Below are 24,691 nucleotides of genomic sequence, written 5' to 3'. Positions count from 1 at the left end.
AGGCTTACGGGCACTTTTCATCTTTGCCATGCCGTTACCCGGTATCGTTACCGCTTTGTACCTTTACCATTCAGGAACCAACAGAAAAATGCAACCACTGCTTCAGGCGACAGACATCAAGCGGTCTTACGGGACACTTCCGGTATTGAAAGGGATTCAGTTGAGTATTCAGAAAAGCGAAGTCGTTTCGGTCGTGGGAGCGTCGGGAGCGGGTAAAAGTACGCTGCTGCACATTCTGGGAACGCTCGACCGGCCGGACGCGGGCCAGGTTTTGATGGACGGGCAGGATGTGTTTGCCCTCAACGAGAAGGAACTGGCCCGGTTCCGGAATCGCCGCATCGGCTTTGTTTTCCAGTTTCATAATCTGCTGGCCGAGTTTACGGCGCTCGAAAACGTCTGTCTACCAGGCTTTATGGCCGGAACCGACGAACGGGCGGTGCGCAAACGGGCGGCCGAATTATTAAATTTACTGGGATTAAGTGACCGGACGGACCACTTGCCGTCTCAACTTTCAGGAGGCGAGCAACAGCGGGTTGCCGTAGCCCGGGCCCTGGTCAATTCGCCGGCCATCGTTTTTGCCGACGAGCCTAGCGGGAACCTCGACTCGCGCAATGCCGAAGAACTTCATCAGTTATTTTTCCGGCTGAGAAATGAATTGGGGCAGACATTCGTTATAGTAACACATAACGAAACCCTGGCAACGCTGGCCGACCGCCGCCTTGTGATTCGCGACGGAGTGATGGAAGAGTGAAAAAGCTGCGCTGAGTGTAAGTACTTAAGCAATGCGCCGGTTTTCCAACGTATAGGGCTGGTAAATTTGGGGTTCGGTTTTGGTAAAATTATTTTAAGCTTGCCGAACTTATAATTGTACCTACTGTTATATATTTGTAAAGAAAAGAAAAGTTTTTCATAACGTTGAGTAAATCAGAAAGCCGTGCGGGAATCTCGCAAGGCTTTTTTGTTTGTCTGAATCTGGGTTTTCTGAACCGGGATTACACAGATTTAAGGATTAACTATGATATTCTTAATTAAGCATAGCATCATAGTAAATCCCTAAACCTGTGTAATCCCAGTTCAGAAAATAAAAAAAGCCCCCGACGTTGGTCAGAGGCTTTTTTTATGGGGATGGGGCTGATTACATCATGCCGCCCATGCCGCCGCCCGGATGGGCGTGGCCGCCTGCCGGTGCCTCTTCGGGCTCGTCAGCGATCACACACTCGGTCGTCAGCAGCAGACCTGCGATGGAAGAAGCGTTCTCCAGGGCCAGACGCGTTACTTTCGTCGGGTCGATGATACCAGCGGCAATCATGTTCTCGAACTTGTCTTCGCGGGCGTTGTAGCCGAAGTCGCCTTCGCCGTCCTTCACCTTGTTGACTACGACTGAACCTTCGCCACCGGCGTTGGCAACGATCGTACGCAGCGGAGATTCCAGCGCCACGCGGATGATGTTCACACCCGTCTTCTCGTCTTCGTTGATCGAGTTAACGCCGTCCAGAGCCGCGATGGCGCGGATCAGGGCAACGCCACCACCGGCCACGATGCCTTCTTCAACGGCCGCACGGGTTGCGTGCAGGGCGTCGTCAACGCGGTCTTTCTTCTCTTTCATCTCCACTTCGGTAGCCGCACCGATGTACAGGATAGCAACACCACCTGACAGTTTGGCCAGACGCTCCTGCAGTTTCTCACGGTCGTAGTCCGACGTCGTGTTTTCGATCTGCGCTTTGATCTGGTTAACGCGGCCCGTGATGTGCTCCGACTGACCGGCACCGTTGACAATCGTCGTGTTGTCCTTGTCGATGATGATTTTCTCGGCCTGACCCAGGTACTCGATCGAAGCGTTCTCCAGTTTGAAGCCGCGCTCTTCGGAGATCACCTGACCACCCGTCAGGATGGCGATGTCTTCCAGCATGGCTTTGCGGCGGTCGCCGAAGCCCGGAGCCTTCACGGCTGCCACTTTCAGGGCGCCACGGATTTTGTTTACGACCAGCGTCGCCAGGGCTTCGCCGTCTACGTCTTCTGCGATGATCAGCAGCGGACGACCCGTCTGGGCCACCTGCTCCAGCACCGGCAGCAGTTCTTTCATGGAAGAAACCTTCTTCTCCGAGATCAGGATGAACGGACGATCCAGCTCCGCTTCCATCTTCTCGGTGTTGGTTACGAAGTACGGAGACAGGTAACCGCGGTCGAACTGCATCCCTTCCACCGTTTTTACTTCGGTTTCGGTACCGCGCGCTTCTTCCACCGTGATAACGCCTTCCTTACCTACTTTCTCCATCGCGTCGGCGATCATCTTGCCGATTTCTTCGTCCGAGTTGGCCGAGATCGTCGCTACCTGAGCGATTTCCTTCGACGTTTCGATGGCGCGTGACTGCTGCTGGAGGTTTTTCACGACCGCGATAACGGCCTTGTCGATACCGCGCTTCAGGTCCATCGGGTTGGCACCGGCTGCGACGTTCTTCGCACCGATTGAGTAGATGGCCTGAGCCAGAACGGTTGCCGTTGTTGTACCGTCACCGGCAGAATCAGCCGTTTTGGAAGCAACTTCTTTCACCAGCTGAGCGCCCATGTTTTCCATGGCGTCTTTCAGCTCGATTTCTTTGGCTACCGTCACGCCGTCCTTGGTGATGGCCGGTGAGCCGAATTTCTTGTCGATTACCACGTTACGGCCTTTGGGACCCAGGGTCACCTTCACAGCATCGGCCAGCGTGTCAACGCCCTTCTTTACTTTGTCGCGGGCTTCCGTGTTGAAGAATATTTTCTTTGCCATTTTTTTAATGAGTTAACAATTGAACACTCGAAAGTGGAAGTGATGAAACAGTTTATGGTTTATAGTTTAGCGTTTGTAGTTCTTACGGATAACATTAACCATAAACTTTAAACCCAAACTGATTTTAGATGATCGCGAAGATGTCCGATTCCCGCATGATCAGGTATTCTTTGCCTTCCACGGTGAGCTCCGTACCGGCGTATTTGCCGTACAGTACCGTGTCGCCTACCTGAACCGTCAGCGGCTCGTCCTTTTTGCCGTTACCTACAGCAACGACGGTTCCGCGCTGGGGCTTCTCCTTGGCGGTGTCCGGGATGATGATACCGAATGCGGTTTTTTCTTCGGCAGGAGCCGGCTCAACCAGCACCCGATCAGCCAACGGTTTTACGTTCACTTGTACACTTTCCGTTACTGTTGCCATAATGGGTTTGTGTTTTAGGTTTATAAAACTGAATTTTTCAGTAGAATTTTCACTTCCGCCCCTGACATTTTCTGTGCCAATCCGTTTTATGTCATGAAAACTGACATTTTTTCAGAGTGGTCGGAGCAGAACAGGCCGCAATCGCCATGCGTTAAAATAAAACCTATGTCAGATTGATTTGAGGCAAAGGGTATTTGGCAAAACGAACTTTTTGGTTAACTTTTGCCATCACCGACCGACCGTAAATTACCAGAAGAATACCATGAAGCGACTACAGAAAGATTGGTTGACTCAAGGTTGGATTGATTTTGAGTACCAAAAATTTGTCATTCTGGCCTACCTGCAAGGCGTCCGTCAGCAATTTTCTGACAAAAAGTTATTCCCTGACCTGACGGATTTGCACGACCATTATGAGAGCGTGGTTCAATTCCGAAGCCGCAAAGGTACGCTTTCGGCCAACTTTCCCAAGGATGTTTCGGGAATTGATCCCGAAAAGCTTAGGCTGCGGTATAAGGCCACCGTGGAGGATGACAGCTACATGCAGGAACTCGACGCGATTACGGCGTTTGCGCTGCCCCGCTTCGGACAGGCAAGGGACGAAGGGCGGCGAATGGCGGCCGAAATCGAGGCGGATATCCGGCTGGAACCCGTGGGCGTACTGCCGTTGCGCAAAAGCGAAGGGTACCTGTTCCTGCATTGGTCGAGCCATCCGGAAACCCATATTTTTTACTTTACCGCCACCCTTTTTACCGGCGCGTATACCGGCCATCGGCAGATCCGGACCAGCTATCTGGAGTCGGCCCGGAAAAGCCTTGGAACCACCTTCGAAAGCCTGAAGCGGGATCTGATCCGCCGTCAGCCGCACCTGCCCAATCCGGCCACTTTTCTGGTCGAGGCAAAACGGGCTGTGCCCCTGGAAGAAACCTTTCTGCCCATGGCCCGGCAACTGGTCGCCCGGGTGGCGGGCGATTCCGGCGAGGGGGCCTGACCAACTTCTGGCGCAGCAAAAAGGCCCTGACTAAGCAGCCAGGGCCTTTTTGCTGATGAAGGGGGTAATTAGAAGGTGCTTACATTCAGGCGACCGCCCGTCACGCACTTGCCCGCCAGAGACGGCGTTGCCGTGACCGATCCAAGGATGGCCGACTTGATTGCCGAGGCGGAGGCTGACGGATTAATGGATTTGTAAAGCGCCACCGCGCCCGTTACGTGCGGAGTCGCCATCGACGTCCCGCTGTAAGAGGCGTAGCTTGAGGTGTTCCGGCGGCCGGGAATCGTTGACTGAATGGCCGAGCCCGGAGCGCCAAGGTCCACGCGCGTAGCCCCGTAGTTCGAGAAGCTGGACAAGCCGCCCGTGTTCGTGATGGACGCTACGGAGATGATGTTGCTGTTCGGGTAGCCCGCCGGATACGAAGGCGTCGCATCAATGTTCTGCGTGTTGTTTCCGGCCGCCGCTACGAACAGAATACCGGCCTGGTTGGCGCGTTCGATGGCATCCTGAAGCGCCTGCGAGAAGCCACCGCCGCCCCAGGAGTTGTTGGAAGCCGCAATGTTCAGGCCGTGACGGGTTTTCAGGTCCGTCAGGTAATCGATGGCTTTGATTGCGTTGGCCGTGGTGCCGCCGGTAGTGCCCAGGAATTTCAGGGAAATCATCTTGACATTCCAGACAACACCCGCTACGCCTTTGCCATTGCCGCCGACAGCGCCGATGGTTCCGGCCACGTGCGTGCCATGATCGTCAGACGTACCTCCGTAGACCGTCCGGTTGTTGTTGACAAAGTTCCAGCCATTGGTATCATCAATATAACCGTTGCCGTCATTATCAACTCCGTCTACCGGGTCAAAGGTGTTGGTCCAGATGTTAGCGGCCAGATCTTCGTGCGTCGTGAAGACGCCTTCGTCGATGATGCCCACGATGACGGAACTGCTGCCGGTTTTGTTAGCCTGCCACGCCACCGCCGCGTGGCTGCCAAACTGGTTAGCCGGCGAGGTACCTGCTCCATACATGCCCCAGAGTGATCCGTTGGTAAAGAAAGGATCGTTTGAGGTGGCGAAGTGGTTGTAGACGTAGTTCGGTTCAACCACTGCAAATTCCGGTAACTGCTTCAGTTTGTCGATGAGTTCATTGACATCGCTGTCGAATTCCAGCAGCGCGTACCCGTCGTTGTCACCGGCGCGCTCCATCATCTTGGTAACGATCTGTTCCTTGATGTTGCCATTGTACCGGCGTACGACCTCAAAGGCCCGTTCTCTGGATAAACCGCGCGAGAATTTGACAATAAGTTCGCCGGGAACGATTTCTTCACCTTTGGCCGTCCGGGCGCCTGACTTAGGCTGAGAAGCGGTCAGCGATTCTTCAGGGGCGATTTTGGGGTCGCAACTCACCACCGTCAGCATAGCGGTCAAAAGAGAGGGAATCGCCAGATAGCGCAGGGAAATAAAAGACTGTTTCATAATAAAGAGTTATGGATAAGGATTATAGGCTCGAAAAATATGGAAACTTTCTGCATCTGGCAACTAAGTAGTTTTCTTTTTAATTAACGTGTATTTTCTGTATCGGATTCTAATATGAAAATAGGGTTGTTTGTTACCAAAAAGGAGCTTCTGTCCAACAAAAAAGGCTTTCCCGACGGGAAAGCCTTTTTTGTTGGTTGTTCGCTTAAATTATTTAGCGGTCGTTCCGCTCTGGGGGGGAGCCGCCGGAGCCGGAGTGGCCGGCTGCTGCTGCGTCGGCGCCTGCGGAGCCGCACCCGGAAGGGTTTTGGTGGCGGCGGCATCTACGTTGGCGCTGTTGATGGTCGCCCCGCCCTGTTCTTTCGGAATGAGAACGTAAGACGTCAGGCTCAGTACCATAATGGCAACACCCAGTCCCCAGGTAATCTGTTCCAGAATGTCCGTTGTCTTTTTAACACCCATCAACTGGTTGGAGCCCAGTCCGCCGAATTCACCGGCCAGCCCGCCACCTTTCGAGTTTTGGACAAGAACGACCAGAATTAACAGGACAGTCAGGATGCAGATCAGAATAACTAATGCAGTAATCATACTTGCTGTTTCGGTAATAAGAAAATGTCTTTTCGGAAAAGCTGTTCAGGAGCCCTGGCGGGATTCCAGTTCCCGAATTTGGTCCGCAAAATAACTCTTTTTTTCGGGATTTTTCACCATTAATTTCTGGTAAATGTCAATCGCTTTGTCAAATTTCCCCTGCTTGATGAGGATTTTGGCAAAACTTTCGGTAACCAGCCCGCCGCCGGTAGGGGCGACCCGTCGGGCGGCAAGATCTTCCTGCGGAGCCTGTTCGCCGGGTTTCAGACGAACGCGGGTAATCTGGGGTTCGTTCCGGATGAACTGTTCAATGATGTCCAGTTGCTGCTGGCGAACGGGGTTCGGCTCCGGAACGGCCGGTTCGGCGGGCGTCGGCGTCTGTTCCAGTTCGCTCTGCAGGGCGTTCTCTGTCACCGTGGTATCGTCCACGATGGGCAGCAGATCCGCTCCCTGCGGCTCCGGTTCCTGGCCGTACACCTCCTCGGCCGCTTTCCGGAAATCAAGAAACGAGACGGAAGGAAACGTGCGGGACTGCTCGGCCCGTTCCCGGAACAGAGCGTAACTTTCTTTCTGATAATCGTCCGGAATGGAGACGTGGTTCAGGGACAGTTCGTTAAGTCTGGTCAGCAGATTCTCCGACCAGTTGAATTCATTATCAATCAATTTACGAAGGGCGTTACGGCTGAGGGCATGGGCGGCCGCCTGTCGGATCCATTCCATCGCCTGGCTACGCTGGTGCACCGACGCAGCTTTGGCACCAAGGATGTACAGGGCCTGACAGTACGGATGTTCTTCCACCGCCTGCTGCAGCATTTGAAAATCAGTGGCAAGTAATTCGTCCGGATGAGTTACCCAGAACGAAAAGGTTTCTTTATCGAGATGGTCCATTGGTCTCAGGAGGAAGAGAGAGTTGTTGCCGAAGATACAAATCCGGCCCCAGACTCACCAGTCTGCCGCCGTTTTGTTGAAAATATCGAGGACCAGCTGATCGAGCAAGCGCGGCACCAGACGGGCTTCGTTTTGCGTCAGCGTCTGGTTCTGAGGGAAATCCTGATAAAACGAGAAAGCCTGATCGAAGTTTTTGGTGTCGTCTTTGTTATTGGAAAAACGCACCTGGACGGTCATCGTCAGGCGGTTTTGCCCCGCCTGGTCGTTGGCGGTGGGAGCCACGGCGGTCAGTTCGTAACCCGTAATGGTGCCGTCGAGCACCAGATCGCCGTTATTGGGCACCACCTTCAGGTTTGTGTACCGCTGGTAATATTCCTTGAGACGTTCGGTCAGCTGAAGCGGCAGGTTGGCCTGCCCGCCCGCCGCCGACAGGGTAAAGGTACTGACCTGCACCGTCTTGATGTTGGGGTCAAGTTTGGCGCTGTTGAACGAGTACACGCCGCAGGAAGAAATGAAGAAGGAAGAATGCAGAATGAAGAATAGACTGATGTACCGAAGGATACGTTTGCGCTTCATTCTGGATGGTTCATTATTCATCGATTCAGTTTTCTTCATCAATTCGATACTGTTTAATTTTCCGGTATAACGTCCTTTCGGAGATACCAAGTGCTTCGGCCGCGTATTTTCGTTTGTGATTATTGCGGCGCAGCGCCTTGATAATCATTTCTTTTTCCTTTTTCTCCAGCGACAGCGAATCGTCTTCTTCCGTTTCGTGGGGAATATCCTCGACCGTTACCCCGTTGTCCTTGTCCGAACTTTCGTACTGATCGTATTCAATGACCGGCGTCGGCGGGAGCAGCCGGGGAGCCGGAGAGTCCGTCGGGGCGGTAAAGTCGGACGGCTGCAAGGTATCGAACAGGTTCTTGTGCGTGTTCAGAATATCGCTGCCGTACTGTTCGTGTTTGAGCACATCCAGAACCAGCCGCTTCAGTTCGTTCATGTCCCGCCGCATGTCGAAAAGCACCTTGTACAGCAGTTCGCGTTCCGAAAAAGTACCGTCGCCCGCCGACTGGCCCGGAACGAGCATTGGCGGCTGCGGCGCCTGGCTGGCGGTAGCCGTAGCGGGCAGGTATTTGGCCAGCGTTTCCGCCTCGATGAGGCTGTTGTTGGCCGATTCCAGAATCGAAGTCTGCTCGGCGATATTCTTCAACTGCCGGATGTTGCCCGGAAACGGGTACCGCAGCAGCATCTGCTTGGCGGCTTCGGTCAGCTGAATGGGGTTGATGCGATACCGCTCGGCAAAGTCGGTGGTAAACTTCCGGAACAGCAGTTCAATGTCCTCGCCCCGTTCGCGCAGGGGCGGAACGTAGATAGGCACCGTATTGAGCCGGTAATACAAATCCTCCCGAAACTTCCCGTTCTCGACCGCCGAACGCAGGTTTACATTCGTCGCCGCCACCACCCGGACATCGGTTTTTAGCACTTTGGACGAACCGACCCGGATGTATTCCCCGTTTTCGAGGACGCGCAGGAGCCGGGCCTGGGTGCCAAGCGGCATTTCGCCGATTTCGTCCAGAAAAATGGTGCCCCCGTTGGTGGTTTCGAAATACCCTTTCCGCTGGTCGACGGCCCCGGTAAACGAGCCTTTTTCGTGCCCAAACAGTTCGGAATCGATGGTTCCCTCGGGAATGGCGCCGCAGTTGATGGCGATGAACTGCCCGTGTTTCCGGGCGCTCAGGCTGTGGATGATTTTGGAAAAGGACTCCTTTCCCGAACCGCTTTCGCCGGTAATCAGAACCGTTAAATCCGTATTGGCTACCTGAAGCGCCACGTTGATGGCGTAATTAAGGCCCGACGCGTTCCCGATAATGCCGAATCGCTGTTTAACGGATTGGATTTCTTTCAGATTCATGAAAGGTGGCTTACTGGTGTATGGCTCAATGGCTGAATGGTTCGGATGGCTGACTTGCGTGTGACCAATCAGTCATCCGAACCATTCAGCCATTGAGCCATTGAGCCATTAAAGTATCATGCGCGTTTTAAAGGACCGCTTCTCCCATCAGGGTAGCCGCCGTGCAGTCGGTAATGCGCACGTAGGCATACTGCCCTTTCTGGAGGTTTCCTTTCGGGAAAACGACCATTTTATTCTGATCATTCCGGCCGCAGAGGTCCTCCGCCGAGCGTTTGGAAGGACCTTCAATCAGGACTTTCTGGATTTTGCCGATATGCCGCTGGTTCCGTTCCAGCGACAGCTTCTGCTGGAGCGCGATGATTTCGTTCAGGCGGCGAATCTTGACGTCATGCGGTACGTCGTCGGCGTATTTCTTGGCGGCCGGTGTGCCGGGCCGTTCGGAATAGGCAAACATGTAGCCGTAATCGTAGCGGGCGTATTCCATCAGGGTCAGCGTATCCCGGTGTTCCTCCTCGGTTTCGGAGCAGAAGCCCGAAATCATGTCGTGCGAGATGCCGCAGTCTTCGCCCAGAATCGCCCGGATGCGGTCGATTTTCTGGATGTACCATTCGCGGTCGTACGTCCGGTTCATCAGCTTCAGAATCCGGTTGTTGCCGCTCTGGGCAGGCAGGTGAATGTACTTGCAGATGTTCTCGTACCGCGCCATCGTGTGCAGCACTTCGTCCGTAATGTCCTTCGGATGGGAGGTCGAGAAGCGAACGCGCAGGTCGGGAGAGAGTTGCGCAACCCGTTCCAGCAACTGGGCGAAGTTAACTTTCTCGCTGCCGTCTTCGCTGGCCCATTTGTAGGAATCCACGTTCTGGCCCAGCAGCGTCACTTCCTTGTAACCGGCTTCGACCAGTTCGCGGGCTTCGTTGACGATGGAATGGGCGTCGCGGCTCCGTTCGCGGCCGCGGGTGTACGGCACCACGCAGAAAGAGCACATGTTGTCGCAGCCCCGCATGATGGAAATAAAGGCCGTGATTCCGTTGGAATTCAGGCGGATCGGGGAGATATCGGCGTACGTTTCCTCCCGGGACAAAAAGACGTTGACGGCTTTCTGACCGGTTTCGGCTTCTTCTACCAGCTTCGGAATGTCGCGGTAGGCATCCGGACCGGCGACGATGTCGACAATCTTTTCCTCTTCGAGCAGCCGGGTTTTCAGCCGCTCCGCCATACAGCCGAGCATGCCGACGAGCAATTCCGGCCGCTTCTTTTTGAGGCTTTTGAGCTGCTGAAGCCGGTTCCGCACCTTTTGTTCGGCGTTTTCCCGGATGGCGCAGGTGTTCAGAAAAATCACATCCGCTTCGGTCACTTCGGAAGTCGTGGCAAAACCGGCGTTCCGCATGACGGAGGCCACAATCTCGCTGTCCGAGAAATTCATCTGACAGCCGTAGCTTTCAATGTAAAGGCGTTTGCGGCCGACGGTCAGCTCGTCCTCCGAAATGCGGGGCAGGTCGCAGGCTTCCTTGTCTGCTTCCGATAATATGGTTAGTGTTTCGGCAATACGTTCCATAAAAAAAGTCGTAAGTCGTAAGTCGCAGGTCACTAGCCGCTTACGACTTATGACCTGCGACTTACGACTGATTTTTAGCAAAGGTACGAAGAAAATCTGGTACGAGGTGACAGTTTGTCAGGTTTAGAACGGATAGCCGATCCCGAAATTCAGCACGAGCGGGTTCGGCCCCTTGCTCAGCTTGCCGAGGGAGAACAGAGGCAGGATGAACCGTTCGTCGCGCAGGGCGCCGGTGCTCGGGTCAACATACCGACGGGCGGGATCGTAGACTTTGATTCCGCCGTCGAGGCGAATGATGAAAAACGAGAAGTCGATTCGCAGGCCGACCCCGGTGCCAACGGCCAGTTCACGGTAGAAGCGGTTCCAGGCGAAGTTTTCGCCCTGCCGTGTGGGGTCGTCGCGCAGGGTCCAGACGTTGCCCACGTCCAGGAAGAGAGCTCCATCGATATCAGCCCCCAGGTGAAAAAGGCGGCCCCGCAGCTCAGCATTCAGTTCCAATTGCACATCGCCCGGCTGTTCAAAGCTGTAGTCAAACTGGCGTTCGTAACCGGGGCGCCCGCGGAAGACCGGGCCTACTGTGCCGGCTGGGTAGAGTGGCGAGTTGGGGTACACCTGCGTACGGGGGTAGGACGACCCCGGTCCCAGCCGGCGCGGAAGCCAGGCCCGAACGCTGTTGCTCCCGCCGCCAAACAGGAGCTTTTCGTAAGGGGCCACATAACCGCGGGTGTTGACCTGCGAGTCTGAGTTTCTCTCGATGTAGGAATAATAGGTATAGATCAGGCCGGAATTGAACCGAAAGGCCAGGGTCGTGCGGGGTCGAAGCGGGATGTAATACCGGTAATCGAGCGTCGGACGGAAAAACTTGCTCAGGCTGACGCCGCTGTTCCGGGAAAACTGGTCCAGTTGGGAAGCGCCAAACAGGTTCAGCGTCGTGCCGCCCGATTCCAGACTGGCCCGGAAGAAATCACCCTGATTTCCCTGCCCGAACACGTTCGAGTTGTTCGAATAGGTAAAGATCATACTCGAAACCAGCTGGGAGTTAAAGCTGAAAATCAGCGGGTTGCCCTGGTTGTAGAGGTCCGTCAGGTACTGGCGGAAAGGGCCGCTGAGGTAGCGGGTATCGAGGTAGTTGAGGTTGGTCAGGGCAAAATTGAACAAGCGCTTGGGCGACGGCTGCCAGCTGTAGGCAATGGTTCCCCGCAGGCTGGAGCGCCGGAATTCGGGCCGGTCGGTATAGTTGTAGCCGACGCTGATCTGCGTGCGCGGGTTGGCCCGGTTGAAGCGGAACCGATAGGGGCTGGGAAAAAGAATGTGCGGGAACGTCAACCCCACGTTGAAGCTCAGAATGGTGGTCCGCTTCTGGGTGGGGGTCTGGCTGCTCTGGTTCGTAAAGATTCCCGGCACAAACTCGTAACTGCCCTGGGCCGAGGCTTCAAACGTTTCCAGTCCGCCGAAAACGTTGTGAACCTGAAACCCCAGGTTTACAAACGGACCCGGAAACACGTTGTTGGAAACGTTGTTAACATTGAGCCCCGACTCCGTCGAAAGCTGGTATTTATCGACCGGAATGGCCGTAATCACCGTCGAGAGCCGTCGGTTGGTCGTGTCGATGAAGTTGATGTTGGTAAACTTGAACTGATTGAGCAGAAACAATTGCCGCTGTGTATCGCGGATGTTGCGGATGCGGTAAAGACTGTCGGGCCGGAACAGAATGCGGCTTTCCATCAGCCGGGTTGACAGGCGGGTATTCGTCAGCAGAAACCGGACGCCGTTGCGTTCCAGGGTGTCGGTCGGCGGCAGATTCTCGTTCCGGCTCACCCGAACATCAATGGTGCCCATCCGATAAATCGGGTGCCGCCGCTGGCCGGGCGGGTTGGCGATGGTTACCCACAGATCGAGGTAACGCTGGCTGGAATCCGGCGAATATCCCCGGGCGGAATCGGCGTCGGGCGGGGGAATAAACTGCCGGGTAAAGGCGTAATAGCCGTGGTTGCGAAGCAGTTCTTCGATCCGGATGCGTTCGTTCTGAATATTATCGGCCGAATACCGTTCTCCTTTCCGGAGCAGACTTTCCGAAAGCGTCTGCCGGACGAGCGTATCCACCGCCGGGTCGGCAATGCGCCAGGTGATGTTGTTGAGGTAGAACGGCATATTCTCGGTAATGAGGTAATTGACCCGAATCCGGCGGCCGAGCAGCGTGTCTATTTTTACGGCGGTACGGGCCTGAAAAAAGCCGTGGTTGTAGAGCAGGCGCTGCATTTTGGCGGCGTTGTTGCGGGCATCGGCTTCCCGGAAATAGGCGGGCGGTTCCCCGAGCGACCGCATGAGCCAGTTGCCTTCTTCTGCTTTTCGCCGCAGACGCTGGATTTGCCGGTTATAGCGTTTGGTCAGCCGGTTTAATTGCTTCGGGTCTGCGTTCAGGGTAGCGCTGATTGAATCGTATTCCTTAATTTTGGCGTCCAGTTCGCGCTGCACCGCTTCCCGGTCGAAACGCCGGGCGCCGACCTCGTAGAACCAGAGCGCCGGGGAGATCGGGAGTCGCAGGATTCGCCGGTTGGGCTTCTGCGGAATGAGTCCCTGCAGTTCATCGTCCGGAATGGCCGTATTTCCCCGAACGGTATTGGTATAAAGCAGGTATTCGTTTTTCTGCCTGATGAGCGTGCTGACGCAGCCCGACTGAAAAAATACCGTACCGGAGCACAGGAGAAAAAAGACCATCTTTTGAACGGTCCACAACGGTTTACGGGCAGAGAACGGCTCTTCCGGCTGGGTATAGGTTGTATTTCGTAATCCGTAATTTATTCTCATGTTATCCAAATCGCTTGCCAAATACGTTCAGTCGCTGCAACAGAAAAAATTTCGGCAGGAGCACGGCGCTTTCCTGGTGGAAGGGGCCAAGAGTGTGATTGAATTACTGGAATCTGACTACCAGACAGACCTGTTGCTGACGACCGAGCCGTTTCACAAAGAAAACGCCCGCCTGCTGGATAAACAACCGGCCCGGGTGGAAATCGTTTCGACGGCGGATCTGGAGCGGGTCGGGACGCTGGCCACCAACGACACCTGCCTCGCTGTTGCCAGAACGAAGGAAAACCGGATTTTAGTCGCCGATCCGGCCGAATACGCCCTGATTCTGGACGATATCCGCGATCCCGGAAATCTGGGTACCATTCTCCGGATTGCCGACTGGTACGGCATCCGGAAACTGATCTGCTCACCAACCACCGCCGATGTGTATAATCCGAAGGTGATTTCGGCCAGCAAAGGCTCGTTTACGCGGGTGCAATGGTACTACTGCGATCTGGCGGAGTTTCTCAAAAACCAGTCGGGGGTGCCCGTCTACGGGGCGTTTCTGGGCGGAGCGGATGTCCATACCCTGTCCTTTGCCCCAGGCGGATATGTAGTCATGGGCAACGAGTCGAACGGAATCGGCGCGGCGGTGGAACAATGGGTTACCCGGAAAATAACGATTCCGCGCTACGGAGGCGCGGAATCGCTGAATGTGGGAATTGCCACGGCCGTCATCTGCGACAATCTCCGCCGGAGCCTGGCCTGAGTTCAGGCTAATTTGTCTTTCAACAGCAGGAGAATAGCTTCCTGCGTCTGCTGCATGGCATCGAAACGCTTGTCCATCTGATCGAAGCGCTTGTCCATCTGCTCAAAGCGCCGGTCTACCTGCTCAAAGCGCTTGTCTACCTGCTCAAAGCGCTTGTCTACCTGTTCAAAACGCCGGTCGATTGTCTCAAATCGTTGAGCAATTGATTCAAACTGCCGGTCATGGCCTTCAAGCCGCTGATCAACGGCGTCAAAGCGCTGGTCGATAGCGTCGAAGCGCTGCCGCATCTCGGTGCGCAGGGAGGCAACGTCCAGCGTGAGATTGGCGAGGCCGGACGCAATTTTCTCGGTACGGACTTCCAGACGGTTGGTCCGGTCGGCGACCTCGTCAATCCGCACGGATTGCAGGGAAATCTGGTCGGTCAGTAACCGGACGTACCCGAGCATGCGGGCCTGATTTTGCGAGAGTTCGGCGACAATAGGTTCCAAGACGTCCAGTCGTTCTTTTTCAGTTGGCATACGAAAGATAGGAAAAAGGAGTGATCTTTCAAGAAGACGCAGTCCTTCTCCCAAAGTCACATCACGGCCGGCATGCTCGCTTCGTTGGCCAGTTCTTTGGCGTGCTCCGGACCCAGATAGCGGTCGATCAGGTAATGGGACAGGTACAGCAGGGGCGTCAGGGCCACGGCCGTGATGAACTTATAGATGTAGTTGACCGTCGCCACGGCCATCACCTGCGCCCAGGACCAGTTGCCGAATAGGTAAAAGGCGATCGTCAGAACGACAAAACTGTCGATAAGCTGAGAAACCAGCGTGGAACCCGTCGCCCGGAGCCAGATCTTGCGGCTTCCGGTGATGCGTTTGAGTGCCTGAAAAACGGTAGCGTCCAGAATCTGCGCCACCAGGAAAGCCGTCAGCGAGCCCAGAATAATACCCATGCCCTGCCGGAAAATCATCCCGAAGGCATTGTTGATGTTGATGGCGTTGCCGACCGGGTCTTTGGCGTTTACGTCGAGCCAGAACTGAGCGGGGGGCAGGCCCGTGACTGCGTAAATGACGACAAACGCATAGGCAATGAAACCCGCCGTCAGAAAGGAAATCCGCCGCACCCCCTTAACGCCGAAGTATTCATTGATGATATCAGACGTAATAAAGACAAAAGGCCAGATGACAGCCCCCGCCGTCAGGTTAAAATCCAGCACAAAGTCACCAAACAGGGGCAACTGAGCGGGAGGCACCCCGAGCAGGGTTTCAACCGAAAAAATCTTGACGCCGATCACTTCCGCTACCAGCGCATTGGTGAGAAAGACGGCACTTAGGAAAATGTACAGAGAAGTCTTTTTATTCACGGACAACATAGGAAGAGAGGTTTTCTAGGTATGAGGTATGAGGTATGAGGTTTGAAGTGCGTTACCCCAAATGTAAATCATACGCCTCATACTTCATACCTCATACCTCACACCTGAATTCGCCGGCTTTCCAGAAACGCCTCAATGCGGTCGAGGGCGATGGTCAGGTCATCCACCGAAGGCAGGCAGACAATCCGGAAATGGTCGTTATGCACGTAGTTGAAGCCGGTTCCGGCGACGACCAGCACTTTCTGCTCGTCCAGCAGATCGAACACAAACTCGTCGTCGCTTTCGAGTCGGAACTGGGTGAGATCAATCTTCGGGAAGATGTAAAGCGCCCCTTTGGGCTTGACGCAGCTAACGCCCGGAATGGCCGTCATCCGTTCGTAGGCCAGATGAATCTGTTTGTACAGCCGCCCGGTCGGGGCCGTCAGGTCGTGGATGCTCTGGTAGCCGCCCAGCGCGGTCTGGATGGCGTACTGGGTCGGCACGTTGGCGCAAAGCCGCATGCTAGCCAGGAGCGTCAGGCCCTCGATGTAGGACTTGGCCCGGTGTTTGGCCCCGCTCAGAATGAGCCAGCCGCCCCGGAAGCCGGCCGCCCGGTAGTTCTTCGACAGGCCGCCCATGGAAATGCAGAGGGTGTCGTGCACCATCGTGGCCATCGGATGATGAACGGCTCCGTCGAACAGAATCTTGTCGTAAATCTCGTCGGCAAACAGAATCAGCTGGTGCCGCTCGGCAATCGCCGCCAGACCGAGCAGAACGCCCTTGTCGTACACCGCCCCGGTTGGATTGTTGGGATTGATGACGACGATGGCCCGGGTCCGGGGCGTAATCTTGCTTTCGAGGTCCGCCAGGTCGGGGTTCCAGCCGGACGCTTCGTCGCAGAGGTAATGCACGGGCTTTCCGCCCGACAGGGCCACGGACGTGGTCCAGAGCGGGTAGTCGGGCGAAGGCACCAGCACCTCGTCGCCTTCGTTGATGAGGGCCTGCATCGACAGCAGAATCAGTTCGCTGACGCCGTTGCCGATAAAAATGTCGTTGATGGTCACGTCCCGGATGCCCAGATTCTGGGTGTAGTGCATGACCGCTTTCCGGGCCGCAAACAGGCCGCGCGAATCCGAATAGCCCTGAGCGTTGCGGATATTCAGAATAATGTCGTGGACGATTTCGTCGGGCGCATCAAAACCGAAAGGGGCGGGGTTGCCGATGTTCAGAGAGATAATTTTATACCCCTGGCTTTCCAGTTCAAGGGCTTTTTCGTACACCGGCCCGCGGATTTCGTAGCGGAGGTTGTTGAGGCGATTGGATTTGAGAAAAGTCATACTAAGCACTTTGCCGGGTCCACAGAAGTGGCCGGTTATTCACAATACTCAAAAAGCAGGTTGCCGAGTGAAGCGTAGGGGTTGTGAAGCTGGATGGCTGTACGGAGCAAAAGTACGAAGATTCGCCGGGAAGCGGATGGTAGGAAGGGTGGTATGTAAAAAAAATAGCCCTGTTCGCGAGCAAGGCTACTTTTCCGGTTTTCTTAATCCAAAACACTTTTCTGTTGCCTATGTCGGGGCTACAAAATCGTGCTGTAAAGATACGAACGCCTGCCTGCCTCTATTTCCTGCAATTTGGGGGATTTATTACCCCGTTTTACCGTTTTACCTTTGTTGTGAGGGGATTTTACTCACCCACCTATGTCGTATAGAATAATTTTACTGCTTGCCACCCTGCTCTGGGTGTCGCCGGGGCAGGCCCAGAAGGCCGAGGTGTTTCTGGACCAGCTTACGGTCGAAAACGGCCTTTCGCAGAGCCAGGTCCGATGTGTGCTGAAGGATAACCGGGGATTTATGTGGCTCGGAACGCAGGATGGACTCAACCGCTACGACGGCTACCAGATGACCGTCTACAAACACGACCCCTTCGACAGTACTTCCCTTTGCGGCGATGACATCCGGTCGCTGGCCGAAGACCGCGACGGCTTTCTCTGGATCGGTACCACCAACGGCCTGTGCCGCTTTGACCCCCGCACCAACCGTTTTCTCCGGTTAAAAAAACAGATTCCGCTGCGGGCGCGCTTTTCGGCCCTGTTCGTGAACGCCCTCGTTCCGGATGCCTTTGGTTCGCTCTGGCTGGGAACAAACCAGGGATTGAAGCGCCTCATTCCGGATGGCCGGGGCGATTACCGGTCCGTATCCGTGCCGGTCGGAGGAACGCCCGACAGTTCCGATGAGTTTATTCACTCCCTCACCGTGGGCCCCGGCCATGCGCTCTGGATTGGCTCGGGTGGGGGCCTCGCCCGCCTGACGATGTGTCCGGTCAAGGCCGCTGCCGAAACCCGGTGCCGGGTTGACCGGATTCCGCTTCCGCTGCCAAACCCGGTCGTCAAGGCGCTGGCCGTCGATGCGTTTGGCAGCCTGTGGATCGGAACGCCGGAAGGACTGGCCCACATCGACCCGTCGACCGGCCGGCTGATGGAGGACGGGGCCGCGGCGGCGATTGGCCGGAAAGATGTAAGCGCCCTGCTGGCGTCGCCGGGAAAAATGCTCTGGGTCGGGACGTACGGGGCCGGAATCAGCCGCTTCCGCCTCACCGCTCCCGGAAAAGCCGAGTTTCTGGGCACCATCCAGCAAGAACTGTTCACCCGCCACGGACTGAAGTCCGGCTCCATCGAATGCCTCTATACCGGCCCCAGCCCCGACGAAGACCTGGTCTGGATCGGAACGTACGGGGCCGGGGCGCACTTGTACAGCCGCTCGAAAAACACCTTTCGCTACTGGAAAACAATCACCGACCAGGAACAGTCGTCCACGGCCGGCATGGTGTTTTCCATCACGACCGACCGGACCGGCAATCTCTGGCTGGGAACCTACGACGGCCTGCAACGCTTCAACCGGGCGACGGGAGCCAGCCAGCGGTATCGCCACCAGCCCGGCAACCCGGCCAGCCTCAGCAGCGACCGGATCAATGCCTTGCTCGAAACCCGCGACGGCACGTTCTGGGTGGGAACCGACCGGGGCCTGCACCGCTTCGACCGCCAGACCAACACGTTCCGGGCGTTCGTACTGCAGCCGCTGGAAAAAGACCCGATGCGCAGGACCGGGGCTACGGTGCTGAGCCTGTTTGAAGACCGGGCGGGCAACCTCTGGGTCGGCTGTGCGCTGCGGCTGTACCGGATCGCCGCCCGCACGGGAGCCATTACCGTCTATGAATACAGCCCGAAAGACCCGACCAGCCTGAGGGCCTACATGGTGTCGAGCATCCGCGAGGACCGGGCCGGTTACCTCTGGATCGGAACCTGGGTGGGACTCAACAAGCTCGACCCCCGAACCGGCCGAATCAGCCATTTCGAAACCAAGCCCGAAGATCCGGCCAGTCTCATCAGCAACCAGGTCCTTTGCATTCTGCACGACCACCGGAACCAGCTCTGGATATGCAGCAGTAAAGGACTGAGCCGGTTGATTTCGGACGGAAAGAAGCCGCGATTTGTGCATTATACCGAACGGAACGGGCTACCCAACGCCCTGGTTTACGGTGCGCTGGAAGACGGCCGAGGACGCATCTGGGTGAGCACCAACTACGGGCTTTCGTGCCTCGACCCGCAGACCGGCCGCTTTCAGAATTTCGCCGCCTCCGACGGGCCGGGCATCAACGAGTTCAACATGAACGCCTACCACCGCAGCGCCGACGGAACGCTCTTCTATGGCGGGGTCGGCATGGCGATCAGCTTTCGGCCCGATCAGCTGGTCGAGAACCGGCACCGGCCGCCGATTGTGCTGACCGGTTTCCGCAAATTCGACCGGACGCTCAACGCCGACAGCCTGATGGCGCGGCGGGGCCGGATCGAAATCCGGCCGGGCGAAAGTTTCTTTGCCTTCGCGTTTGCCGCGCTCGATTTTACCAATCCGGCCCAGAACCAGTATGCCTACCAGCTGGAAGGTTTCCGGGACGAATGGATTCCGCTCGGAACGCAGCGGGAAATCAGCTTTACCAACCTGAAGCCCGGCGAATACACCCTTAAAGTGAAGGGGTCCAACAACAACGGCGTCTGGAGCGATTCCGGGAACGCGCCCAATGGCATTCTTCAGATTCCCATCACCGTGCTGCCGCCTTTCTGGCAGACCTGGTGGTTTATGGCCGCCGTCCTGGTGCTGGTGGCGTTTACCATCTGGCTGATTTACACCATTCGGGTACGGCGGCAGGTGCGGCACCTGCTCGAACTGGAGAAGGTCAAAATTGCCGAAAGCGAACGGGTCCGTAAACTCGCGGCCCAGGACCTGCACGATGAATTCGGCAACACGATCACCCGCATCTCGATGCTGACCGAAATCATCCGGGCGCAGCTGAACGGACGGGCCGAGGAAGTGACGCCGCTGCTGACGAAGATCAGCGACAACACCAACCGCCTCTACCAGGGAACCCGGGATTTTATCTGGGCCATCAATCCCGAACACGACAACCTGTACGAGATTGCCATCCGGCTCAAGGACTTCGGCGACGACATCTTCGACCGGACCGAAACCGAATTCCGCGCGCATGGCATCACGGAGGATTTGCGTCAGGCGGTGCTGCCGATGGGGGCCAGCCGCCACCTGATTTTTCTGTTCAAGGAAGCCATGAGCAACACGCTCAAACACGCCCGGGCGCCGCTGGGCCAGCTGTATTTCCGGGCCGAAAAAGACCGGATCGAGGTGATCTGGGAAGATACCGGCGTGGGGCTTCCGGTGAACGAAGTCCATACCGGAAACGGGTTGCTGAACATCCAGAGCCGCGCGGAACGCATCGAGGGAAAGGTCGATATCCAGACAAAAAAAGGGGGAGGAACCGCAATTATTTTTAGCTTGTTTCTAACCCAGAATGGGGGATAAGGCGTACATTTGCCCCCCGGTTTCCGAACACCCCTCCATGACTATGGAACTGGCAGGGTCTATTGTTTTTTCCTATTCCCTCTGCCCGGTTTTTTCATACGAACAGCGGCCATGAATGATAAAGGTCCGAGGCAGCATGCCGGAGCCGTACGTTCATCGTCGGTATTCACCTTTGGTGGAAAAAGGAAGGGGGTTCGGAACGAAAATGTGATAGCTTATCCCGTACAACAAAGACATGATGACAATGACTGCCCCCCAGCCGTCGCGAACTCCGCAGACGATCCGAATCTGCATTGTGGAAGATGATAACCTCATCCGCGACGGGTTTGCCTTATTAATTAATAGTACGTACGGTTATAAGATAGTCAATACCTACCAGCGCTGCGAGGATGCGCTGAAAAATCTGGAGGTCGATGCTCCAGATGTGGTGCTGATGGACATCAATCTGCCCGGCATGAGCGGGATTGAAGGCATTATCCGCATCAAGAAGATCAGGCCCAAGACCAACATCATCGTCGTGACGGTGTATGAGAACGATGATCTGGTTTTCAAGGCGTTATGTGCCGGAGCGGGTGGTTATCTGACCAAGAACATGCAGCCTACGCGCCTGCTCGAAGCCATTCGGGACATCATGGAGGGTGGCGCTCCGATGAGTACCAACATTGCCCGGATGGTCGTCGCCTCGTTCCAGAAGAACCGGAATTCGCCGCTGACGGCCCGCGAAACGGAGGTGCTGGAATTACTGGCAAAAGGCAAAAGTTACACCACCATCGCCGAGCAGTTGTTTGTCGATAAGGAAACGGTGCGGTCGCATATTAAGAATATTTACTGGAAACTGGAGGTTCACTCTAAGGCAGAGGCCATTGAAAAAGCCATTCGCGACAAATTGATTTAAGTAGTCTCCTTAAGTAGTCCGGCCCCGTTCGTTTATTCGAGCGGGGCTTCCTGTTTATATGTTGGTGTGTTCTAAAATTTCTCTTCGGAATCAAACGTTTACTTTACGGAAAAATACCAAATTTTAATTGGTTCTAAGGGCTCTTCCGCTCTGCGTTTGTTTGGTTGTACTTCCCAAAATCCCCCTGATTGGGTGATTTCAAACCCCCCATATTATCCGGAATTTTGTATTTAAGAACGCTTCGGGTGAGCGCATCCCTTTACACGTATACCCAATCTTCATCTAAAAGTAATATGAGAAAAATTCTATGGCTGTCGGCTGTGGTACTCCTGGTACTGACCGGCTGGCAGGGACGGGCGCAGGGCATTTCTGTGTCCGGTAAAGTGACCACGGCCGAGGAGGACATGGGCCTTCCCGGGGTGACCGTTCTGGTGAAAGGAAGCACCAACGGAACCACCACCGCCGCCGACGGGTCCTACCGCCTCAACGCGGCCGACAATGCGACGCTGGTTTTTTCCTTCGTTGGGTACACCTCCCAGGAAGTGCCCGTGAGCGGCCGTTCTACCGTTAATGTAAAGCTCGCTGCCGACGTAAAATCCCTCCAGGAAGTAGTTGTGGTGGCTTACGGCCAGCAAACCCGGAAAGCCATCACGGGTTCGGTTTCGGCCATCAACGCCGACCAGATTCGCTCCCAGCAGATCGTTTCCGCTACGCAGGCCCTCCAAGGGACGGCGCCGGGCGTTCAGATTGTCAACTCTTCGGGCCAGCCGGGCGAAAACCCGATCATCCGGATTCGCGGGGTCGGCTCCATCAACGCGGCTTCTGACCCGCTGATCGTCGTGGACGGGGTGCCTTTCCAGGGCAACATCAACGCCATCAACCCGGCCGATATCGAAAGCATGAGCGTCCTGAAAGACGCCTCGGCTTCGGCGCTGTACGGTTCGCGGGCGGCCAACGGCGTCATCATCATTACAACTAAGGGCGGTAAAAAAGGCACGCCGGAGATCAACCTGTACTCTACCTTCGGGGTTTCTTCCCGCGCGGTCAAGGAGTATCCGTTTGTGAATTCCCAGCAGATGTTCGAACTCGGCTGGGAAGCGCTGCGTAACGAAGCCCAGATTGCCAAGCTGCCGAATCCGGAACAGTACGCCACGGACAACCTCGTGGACGAAATGCGCTACAACCCGTTTGGGATCGCCAAGCCGGTCGGGCTGGACGGTAAGCTCGTGGCCGGTACGCCGCTGCTGTGGAATACGGATTGGGAAAAAGAACTGACCAACCAGAACGCGGCTCGCCGCGAAGTGGGCGTCAACATCTCCGGCGGTACGGACAAGCTCCGCTACTTCCTGTCATCGGGCTACCTCAACCAGGACGGGTACCTGATCACCTCGAACTTCGACCGGATCAACACGCGCCTGAACCTGACCTCCGATGTACGCGACTGGCTGCAGGTTGGTCTGCGTTCGCAGTTCGTGTTCTCGAACCAGAACTCGCCGGACCAGGGTGGTACGTCGTACAGCAACGTGGTGCAGTACATCCGCAACATGTCGTCGATTTACCCGGTTTACCAGCGCGACGACCAGGGCCAAGTGATTCTGGACGAAGCCGGTCAGCCGATCTGGGACTTTGGCCGTCCGAACGCCGACCGCGCCGTGAACGTGGGCCGGAATACGCTCCAGCCGTCGAACCTGCTCGCCAGCACGCTGCTCGACGACCGCGACCGTCGCCGGTTTACGTCGTCCATCAACGCTTTTGCCGAAGTGCGCCCGTTTGAAGGATTCCGCCTGAAAACGACGTTTGGTCTGGATCGGTACACGCTGAATCAGATGGATTACGAAAACCCAAAATTCGGGAACGGGGAAAGCGTGAACGGCCGTCTGTTCCGCCGCAACGACCTGACGACTTCGTGGACCTGGAACAACATGGCCGCCTATACGAAGGAGTTCAACGGCCACATGATCGACGTGATGGCCAGCATCGAGGCTTACAACTTTCAGTTTGAGCGTCTGGATGCCCAGAAATCAGGTTTCCCGTTTGGTGGTCTGAAAGAATTTAACTCCGGTGCTAAACTGGAAGACATCAGCGGTTATACGGATCGGGAGCGCATCCTGTCGTACCTGAGCCGGGCGGTGTACTCCTTCCGCGACAAGTACTTCCTCGAAGGAACGGTACGCTGGGACGGATCGAGCCGTTTCTCACCGGAAGGCAACCGCCGCTGGGGCTTCTTCCCCTCGCTGGGTGCTTCCTGGGTGATTTCGGAAGAGCCGTTCATGAAAGCGATTTCTCCGATCAGCTTCCTGAAAGCCCGGGCTTCTTACGGTTCGCTGGGGAACAACAACCTGAACAGCTACTTCCCGTACCAGAGCCTTTACGGCACGGGTTACAACGACCTCGAATACTCGGGTATCTACTTCACGCGTCTGGCCAACCCGGCCATTTCCTGGGAAAAGCAGGCGGCCTTCAACGCCGGGGTGGACTTTGGTCTGTTCCAGGATCGTATCCGCGGTAACGTAGAATACTACCAGAAGAATACCTTCGACCTCCTGTTCAGCCGTCCGCTGGTGCTGTCTTCGGGTATTCCGGCAGTAGATGAGAACGTCGGTAACCTGCGGAACTCAGGGGTTGAATTCTCGATCAATACGGTGAACGTGAAGACCAAAGATTTGACCTGGGAAACGGGCTTCAACATTACGACGGTGAAAAACCGCATCACGAAGCTGCCGGCAGGGCAGGAGAAAATCCGGACGGGCTCCTTCCAGCGCGAAGTGGGCAAGTCGGTGTACGAGTTCTACATCCCGACCTATGCCGGGGTAGACGCGCAGACGGGTGATCCGCTATGGTACAAAGACGTGCTGGACGCCAACGGCAACCCGACGGGCGAACGGACGACGGTGAACCAGTACGCCAACGCCTCATTCTACTACCAGGGTTCGGCTATCCCGACCTGGCTGGGCGGTCTGAGCTCGAAACTGACGTACAAGAACTTCGATCTGTCGATCCTGTTCAACTTCTCGGGCGGAAACAAGATTCTGGACAGCGACTACCAGGGCCTGATGCACGGCCTCTCGGGTGGAATGGGCGACCAGATGCACACGGACATCCTGAACCGCTGGCAGAAGCCGGGCGACAACACGGACGTGCCGCGCCTGAACCGCAACAGCACCGACATCACCAGCACCTCGTCGCGCTTCCTGTTCTCGGGCGACTACGCCCGTCTGCGGAACGTTACGCTGGGCTACAACGTGAACCTGCCGGTGAAGTTCATCAAAGCGGCCCGCGTGTATGTTCAGGCGGACAACTACCTGACGCTGACGAAGGCGAAGAAGGGTCTCGATCCCGAAACGGCCAACGCCAGCCGCGTTCCGAACGGGACGACGAACAACAACTCGTCGCTGTTCAAGACGCTGTCCGGCGGCATTAACTTCACATTCTAATTTTTGCAGACAATAGATAA

At 55.9% G+C, this 24,691-nt stretch carries 18 protein-coding genes; 6 read left to right on the top strand and 12 right to left on the bottom strand.

Features of this window, described 5'->3' with window-relative positions:
- Positions 1-88: 88 nt before the first annotated feature.
- Positions 89-751 carry an ABC transporter ATP-binding protein gene (locus ORG26_RS01515; protein WP_266366714.1) on the top strand — a complete coding sequence of 221 codons (663 nt, stop codon included), beginning with the start codon at positions 89-91 and terminating at the stop codon, positions 749-751.
- Positions 752-1,135: 384 nt separating this feature from the next.
- Here the strand turns inward: ORG26_RS01515 and groL are convergent, their stop codons facing one another.
- Positions 1,136-2,767 (bottom strand): chaperonin GroEL, encoded by a 1,632-nt coding sequence (groL, locus tag ORG26_RS01510; RefSeq protein WP_266366712.1) that lies wholly within the window; start codon positions 2,765-2,767, stop codon positions 1,136-1,138.
- Positions 2,768-2,891: 124 nt separating this feature from the next.
- Positions 2,892-3,188 carry a co-chaperone GroES gene (locus ORG26_RS01505; RefSeq protein ID WP_266366710.1) on the bottom strand — a complete coding sequence of 99 codons (297 nt, stop codon included), beginning with the start codon at positions 3,186-3,188 and terminating at the stop codon, positions 2,892-2,894.
- Positions 3,189-3,585: 397 nt separating this feature from the next.
- On the opposite strand from ORG26_RS01505, the gene ORG26_RS01500 reads away from it, so the two are divergent.
- Positions 3,586-4,176 (top strand): hypothetical protein, encoded by a 591-nt coding sequence (locus ORG26_RS01500; RefSeq protein ID WP_266366708.1) that lies wholly within the window; start codon positions 3,586-3,588, stop codon positions 4,174-4,176.
- 68 nt (positions 4,177-4,244) lie between these two features.
- Here ORG26_RS01500 and ORG26_RS01495 read toward each other — a convergent pair whose 3' ends face one another.
- The 7 genes from ORG26_RS01495 to ORG26_RS01465 all read right to left on the bottom strand — a co-directional run bounded on the left by ORG26_RS01495 (position 4,245) and on the right by ORG26_RS01465 (position 13,300).
- Positions 4,245-5,639, bottom strand: a complete 1,395-nt coding sequence (locus ORG26_RS01495) for a S8 family peptidase (protein WP_266366706.1) — start codon at positions 5,637-5,639, stop codon at positions 4,245-4,247.
- A 210-nt stretch (positions 5,640-5,849) separates the two neighbouring features.
- A complete protein-coding gene (gene secG, locus ORG26_RS01490; RefSeq protein ID WP_266366704.1) occupies positions 5,850-6,227 on the bottom strand; it encodes a preprotein translocase subunit SecG in 378 nt (125 codons plus the stop codon).
- A gap of 45 nt (positions 6,228-6,272) precedes the next feature.
- On the bottom strand, positions 6,273-7,115 hold the full coding sequence (locus tag ORG26_RS01485; protein WP_266366702.1) for a hypothetical protein: 843 nt from the start codon (positions 7,113-7,115) through the stop codon (positions 6,273-6,275).
- Positions 7,116-7,169: 54 nt separating this feature from the next.
- Entirely contained in the window at positions 7,170-7,691 is a 522-nt protein-coding gene (gene lptE / locus ORG26_RS01480; protein ID WP_266366700.1) for an LptE family protein, read from the bottom strand.
- 25 nt (positions 7,692-7,716) lie between these two features.
- Positions 7,717-9,027 carry a sigma-54 interaction domain-containing protein gene (locus ORG26_RS01475; RefSeq protein WP_266366698.1) on the bottom strand — a complete coding sequence of 437 codons (1,311 nt, stop codon included), beginning with the start codon at positions 9,025-9,027 and terminating at the stop codon, positions 7,717-7,719.
- A gap of 127 nt (positions 9,028-9,154) precedes the next feature.
- Positions 9,155-10,582 (bottom strand): tRNA (N6-isopentenyl adenosine(37)-C2)-methylthiotransferase MiaB, encoded by a 1,428-nt coding sequence (gene miaB / locus ORG26_RS01470; protein ID WP_266366696.1) that lies wholly within the window; start codon positions 10,580-10,582, stop codon positions 9,155-9,157.
- 123 nt (positions 10,583-10,705) lie between these two features.
- Positions 10,706-13,300 (bottom strand): BamA/TamA family outer membrane protein, encoded by a 2,595-nt coding sequence (locus ORG26_RS01465; RefSeq protein ID WP_266366694.1) that lies wholly within the window; start codon positions 13,298-13,300, stop codon positions 10,706-10,708.
- A gap of 88 nt (positions 13,301-13,388) precedes the next feature.
- Here ORG26_RS01465 and ORG26_RS01460 point away from each other — a divergent pair, with 88 nt between their 5' ends.
- A complete protein-coding gene (locus ORG26_RS01460; RefSeq protein ID WP_266366693.1) occupies positions 13,389-14,138 on the top strand; it encodes a TrmH family RNA methyltransferase in 750 nt (249 codons plus the stop codon).
- A gap of 2 nt (positions 14,139-14,140) precedes the next feature.
- Here the strand turns inward: ORG26_RS01460 and ORG26_RS01455 are convergent, their stop codons facing one another.
- From ORG26_RS01455 to ORG26_RS01445, 3 genes are all read right to left on the bottom strand, one after another.
- Entirely contained in the window at positions 14,141-14,656 is a 516-nt protein-coding gene (locus ORG26_RS01455; protein ID WP_266366691.1) for a hypothetical protein, read from the bottom strand.
- 56 nt (positions 14,657-14,712) lie between these two features.
- Positions 14,713-15,495: a queuosine precursor transporter gene (locus ORG26_RS01450; RefSeq protein WP_266366689.1), complete on the bottom strand. Its 783-nt coding sequence runs from the start codon at positions 15,493-15,495 to the stop codon at positions 14,713-14,715.
- Positions 15,496-15,593: 98 nt separating this feature from the next.
- Positions 15,594-16,811, bottom strand: coding sequence for a pyridoxal phosphate-dependent aminotransferase (locus ORG26_RS01445; protein WP_266366687.1), 1,218 nt, complete (start codon positions 16,809-16,811; stop codon positions 15,594-15,596).
- A gap of 360 nt (positions 16,812-17,171) precedes the next feature.
- On the opposite strand from ORG26_RS01445, the gene ORG26_RS01440 reads away from it, so the two are divergent.
- From ORG26_RS01440 to ORG26_RS01430, 3 genes are all read left to right on the top strand, one after another.
- Positions 17,172-20,342: a ligand-binding sensor domain-containing protein gene (locus tag ORG26_RS01440; RefSeq protein WP_266366685.1), complete on the top strand. Its 3,171-nt coding sequence runs from the start codon at positions 17,172-17,174 to the stop codon at positions 20,340-20,342.
- A gap of 235 nt (positions 20,343-20,577) precedes the next feature.
- Positions 20,578-21,237, top strand: a complete 660-nt coding sequence (locus ORG26_RS01435; protein WP_266366683.1) for a response regulator — start codon at positions 20,578-20,580, stop codon at positions 21,235-21,237.
- Between the two features lie 293 nt (positions 21,238-21,530).
- The gene (locus tag ORG26_RS01430; protein ID WP_266366681.1) at positions 21,531-24,671 is read left to right on the top strand and encodes a SusC/RagA family TonB-linked outer membrane protein; all 3,141 of its coding nucleotides are present in this window, start codon (positions 21,531-21,533) and stop codon (positions 24,669-24,671) included.
- Positions 24,672-24,691: the final 20 nt, after the last annotated feature.

The organism is Tellurirhabdus rosea (genome assembly GCF_026278345.1).
Taxonomy (GTDB): Bacteria; Bacteroidota; Bacteroidia; order Cytophagales; family Spirosomataceae; genus Tellurirhabdus; species Tellurirhabdus rosea.
Note: the sequence above shows the minus strand (reverse complement) of the source record. Positions and strands in the feature narration are given on the sequence as shown.

Excerpts from the sequence above, each read along its gene's own strand:
- ORG26_RS01465 (WP_266366694.1), bottom strand. The coding sequence starts at position 13,300 with ATGGTCTTTTTTCTCCTGTGCTCCGGTACGGTATTTTTTCAGTCGGGC.
- secG (WP_266366704.1), bottom strand. The coding sequence starts at position 6,227 with ATGATTACTGCATTAGTTATTCTGATCTGCATCCTGACTGTCCTGTTA.
- lptE (WP_266366700.1), bottom strand. The coding sequence starts at position 7,691 with ATGAAGCGCAAACGTATCCTTCGGTACATCAGTCTATTCTTCATTCTG.
- ORG26_RS01475 (WP_266366698.1), bottom strand. The coding sequence starts at position 9,027 with ATGAATCTGAAAGAAATCCAATCCGTTAAACAGCGATTCGGCATTATC.
- groL (WP_266366712.1), bottom strand. The coding sequence starts at position 2,767 with ATGGCAAAGAAAATATTCTTCAACACGGAAGCCCGCGACAAAGTAAAG.
- ORG26_RS01515 (WP_266366714.1), top strand. The coding sequence starts at position 89 with ATGCAACCACTGCTTCAGGCGACAGACATCAAGCGGTCTTACGGGACA.
- ORG26_RS01450 (WP_266366689.1), bottom strand. The coding sequence starts at position 15,495 with ATGTTGTCCGTGAATAAAAAGACTTCTCTGTACATTTTCCTAAGTGCC.
- ORG26_RS01485 (WP_266366702.1), bottom strand. The coding sequence starts at position 7,115 with ATGGACCATCTCGATAAAGAAACCTTTTCGTTCTGGGTAACTCATCCG.
- ORG26_RS01435 (WP_266366683.1), top strand. The coding sequence starts at position 20,578 with ATGATGACAATGACTGCCCCCCAGCCGTCGCGAACTCCGCAGACGATC.
- ORG26_RS01460 (WP_266366693.1), top strand. The coding sequence starts at position 13,389 with ATGTTATCCAAATCGCTTGCCAAATACGTTCAGTCGCTGCAACAGAAA.
- ORG26_RS01505 (WP_266366710.1), bottom strand. The coding sequence starts at position 3,188 with ATGGCAACAGTAACGGAAAGTGTACAAGTGAACGTAAAACCGTTGGCT.
- miaB (WP_266366696.1), bottom strand. The coding sequence starts at position 10,582 with ATGGAACGTATTGCCGAAACACTAACCATATTATCGGAAGCAGACAAG.
- ORG26_RS01445 (WP_266366687.1), bottom strand. The coding sequence starts at position 16,811 with ATGACTTTTCTCAAATCCAATCGCCTCAACAACCTCCGCTACGAAATC.
- ORG26_RS01495 (WP_266366706.1), bottom strand. The coding sequence starts at position 5,639 with ATGAAACAGTCTTTTATTTCCCTGCGCTATCTGGCGATTCCCTCTCTT.
- ORG26_RS01440 (WP_266366685.1), top strand. The coding sequence starts at position 17,172 with ATGTCGTATAGAATAATTTTACTGCTTGCCACCCTGCTCTGGGTGTCG.
- ORG26_RS01430 (WP_266366681.1), top strand. The coding sequence starts at position 21,531 with ATGAGAAAAATTCTATGGCTGTCGGCTGTGGTACTCCTGGTACTGACC.
- ORG26_RS01455 (WP_266366691.1), bottom strand. The coding sequence starts at position 14,656 with ATGCCAACTGAAAAAGAACGACTGGACGTCTTGGAACCTATTGTCGCC.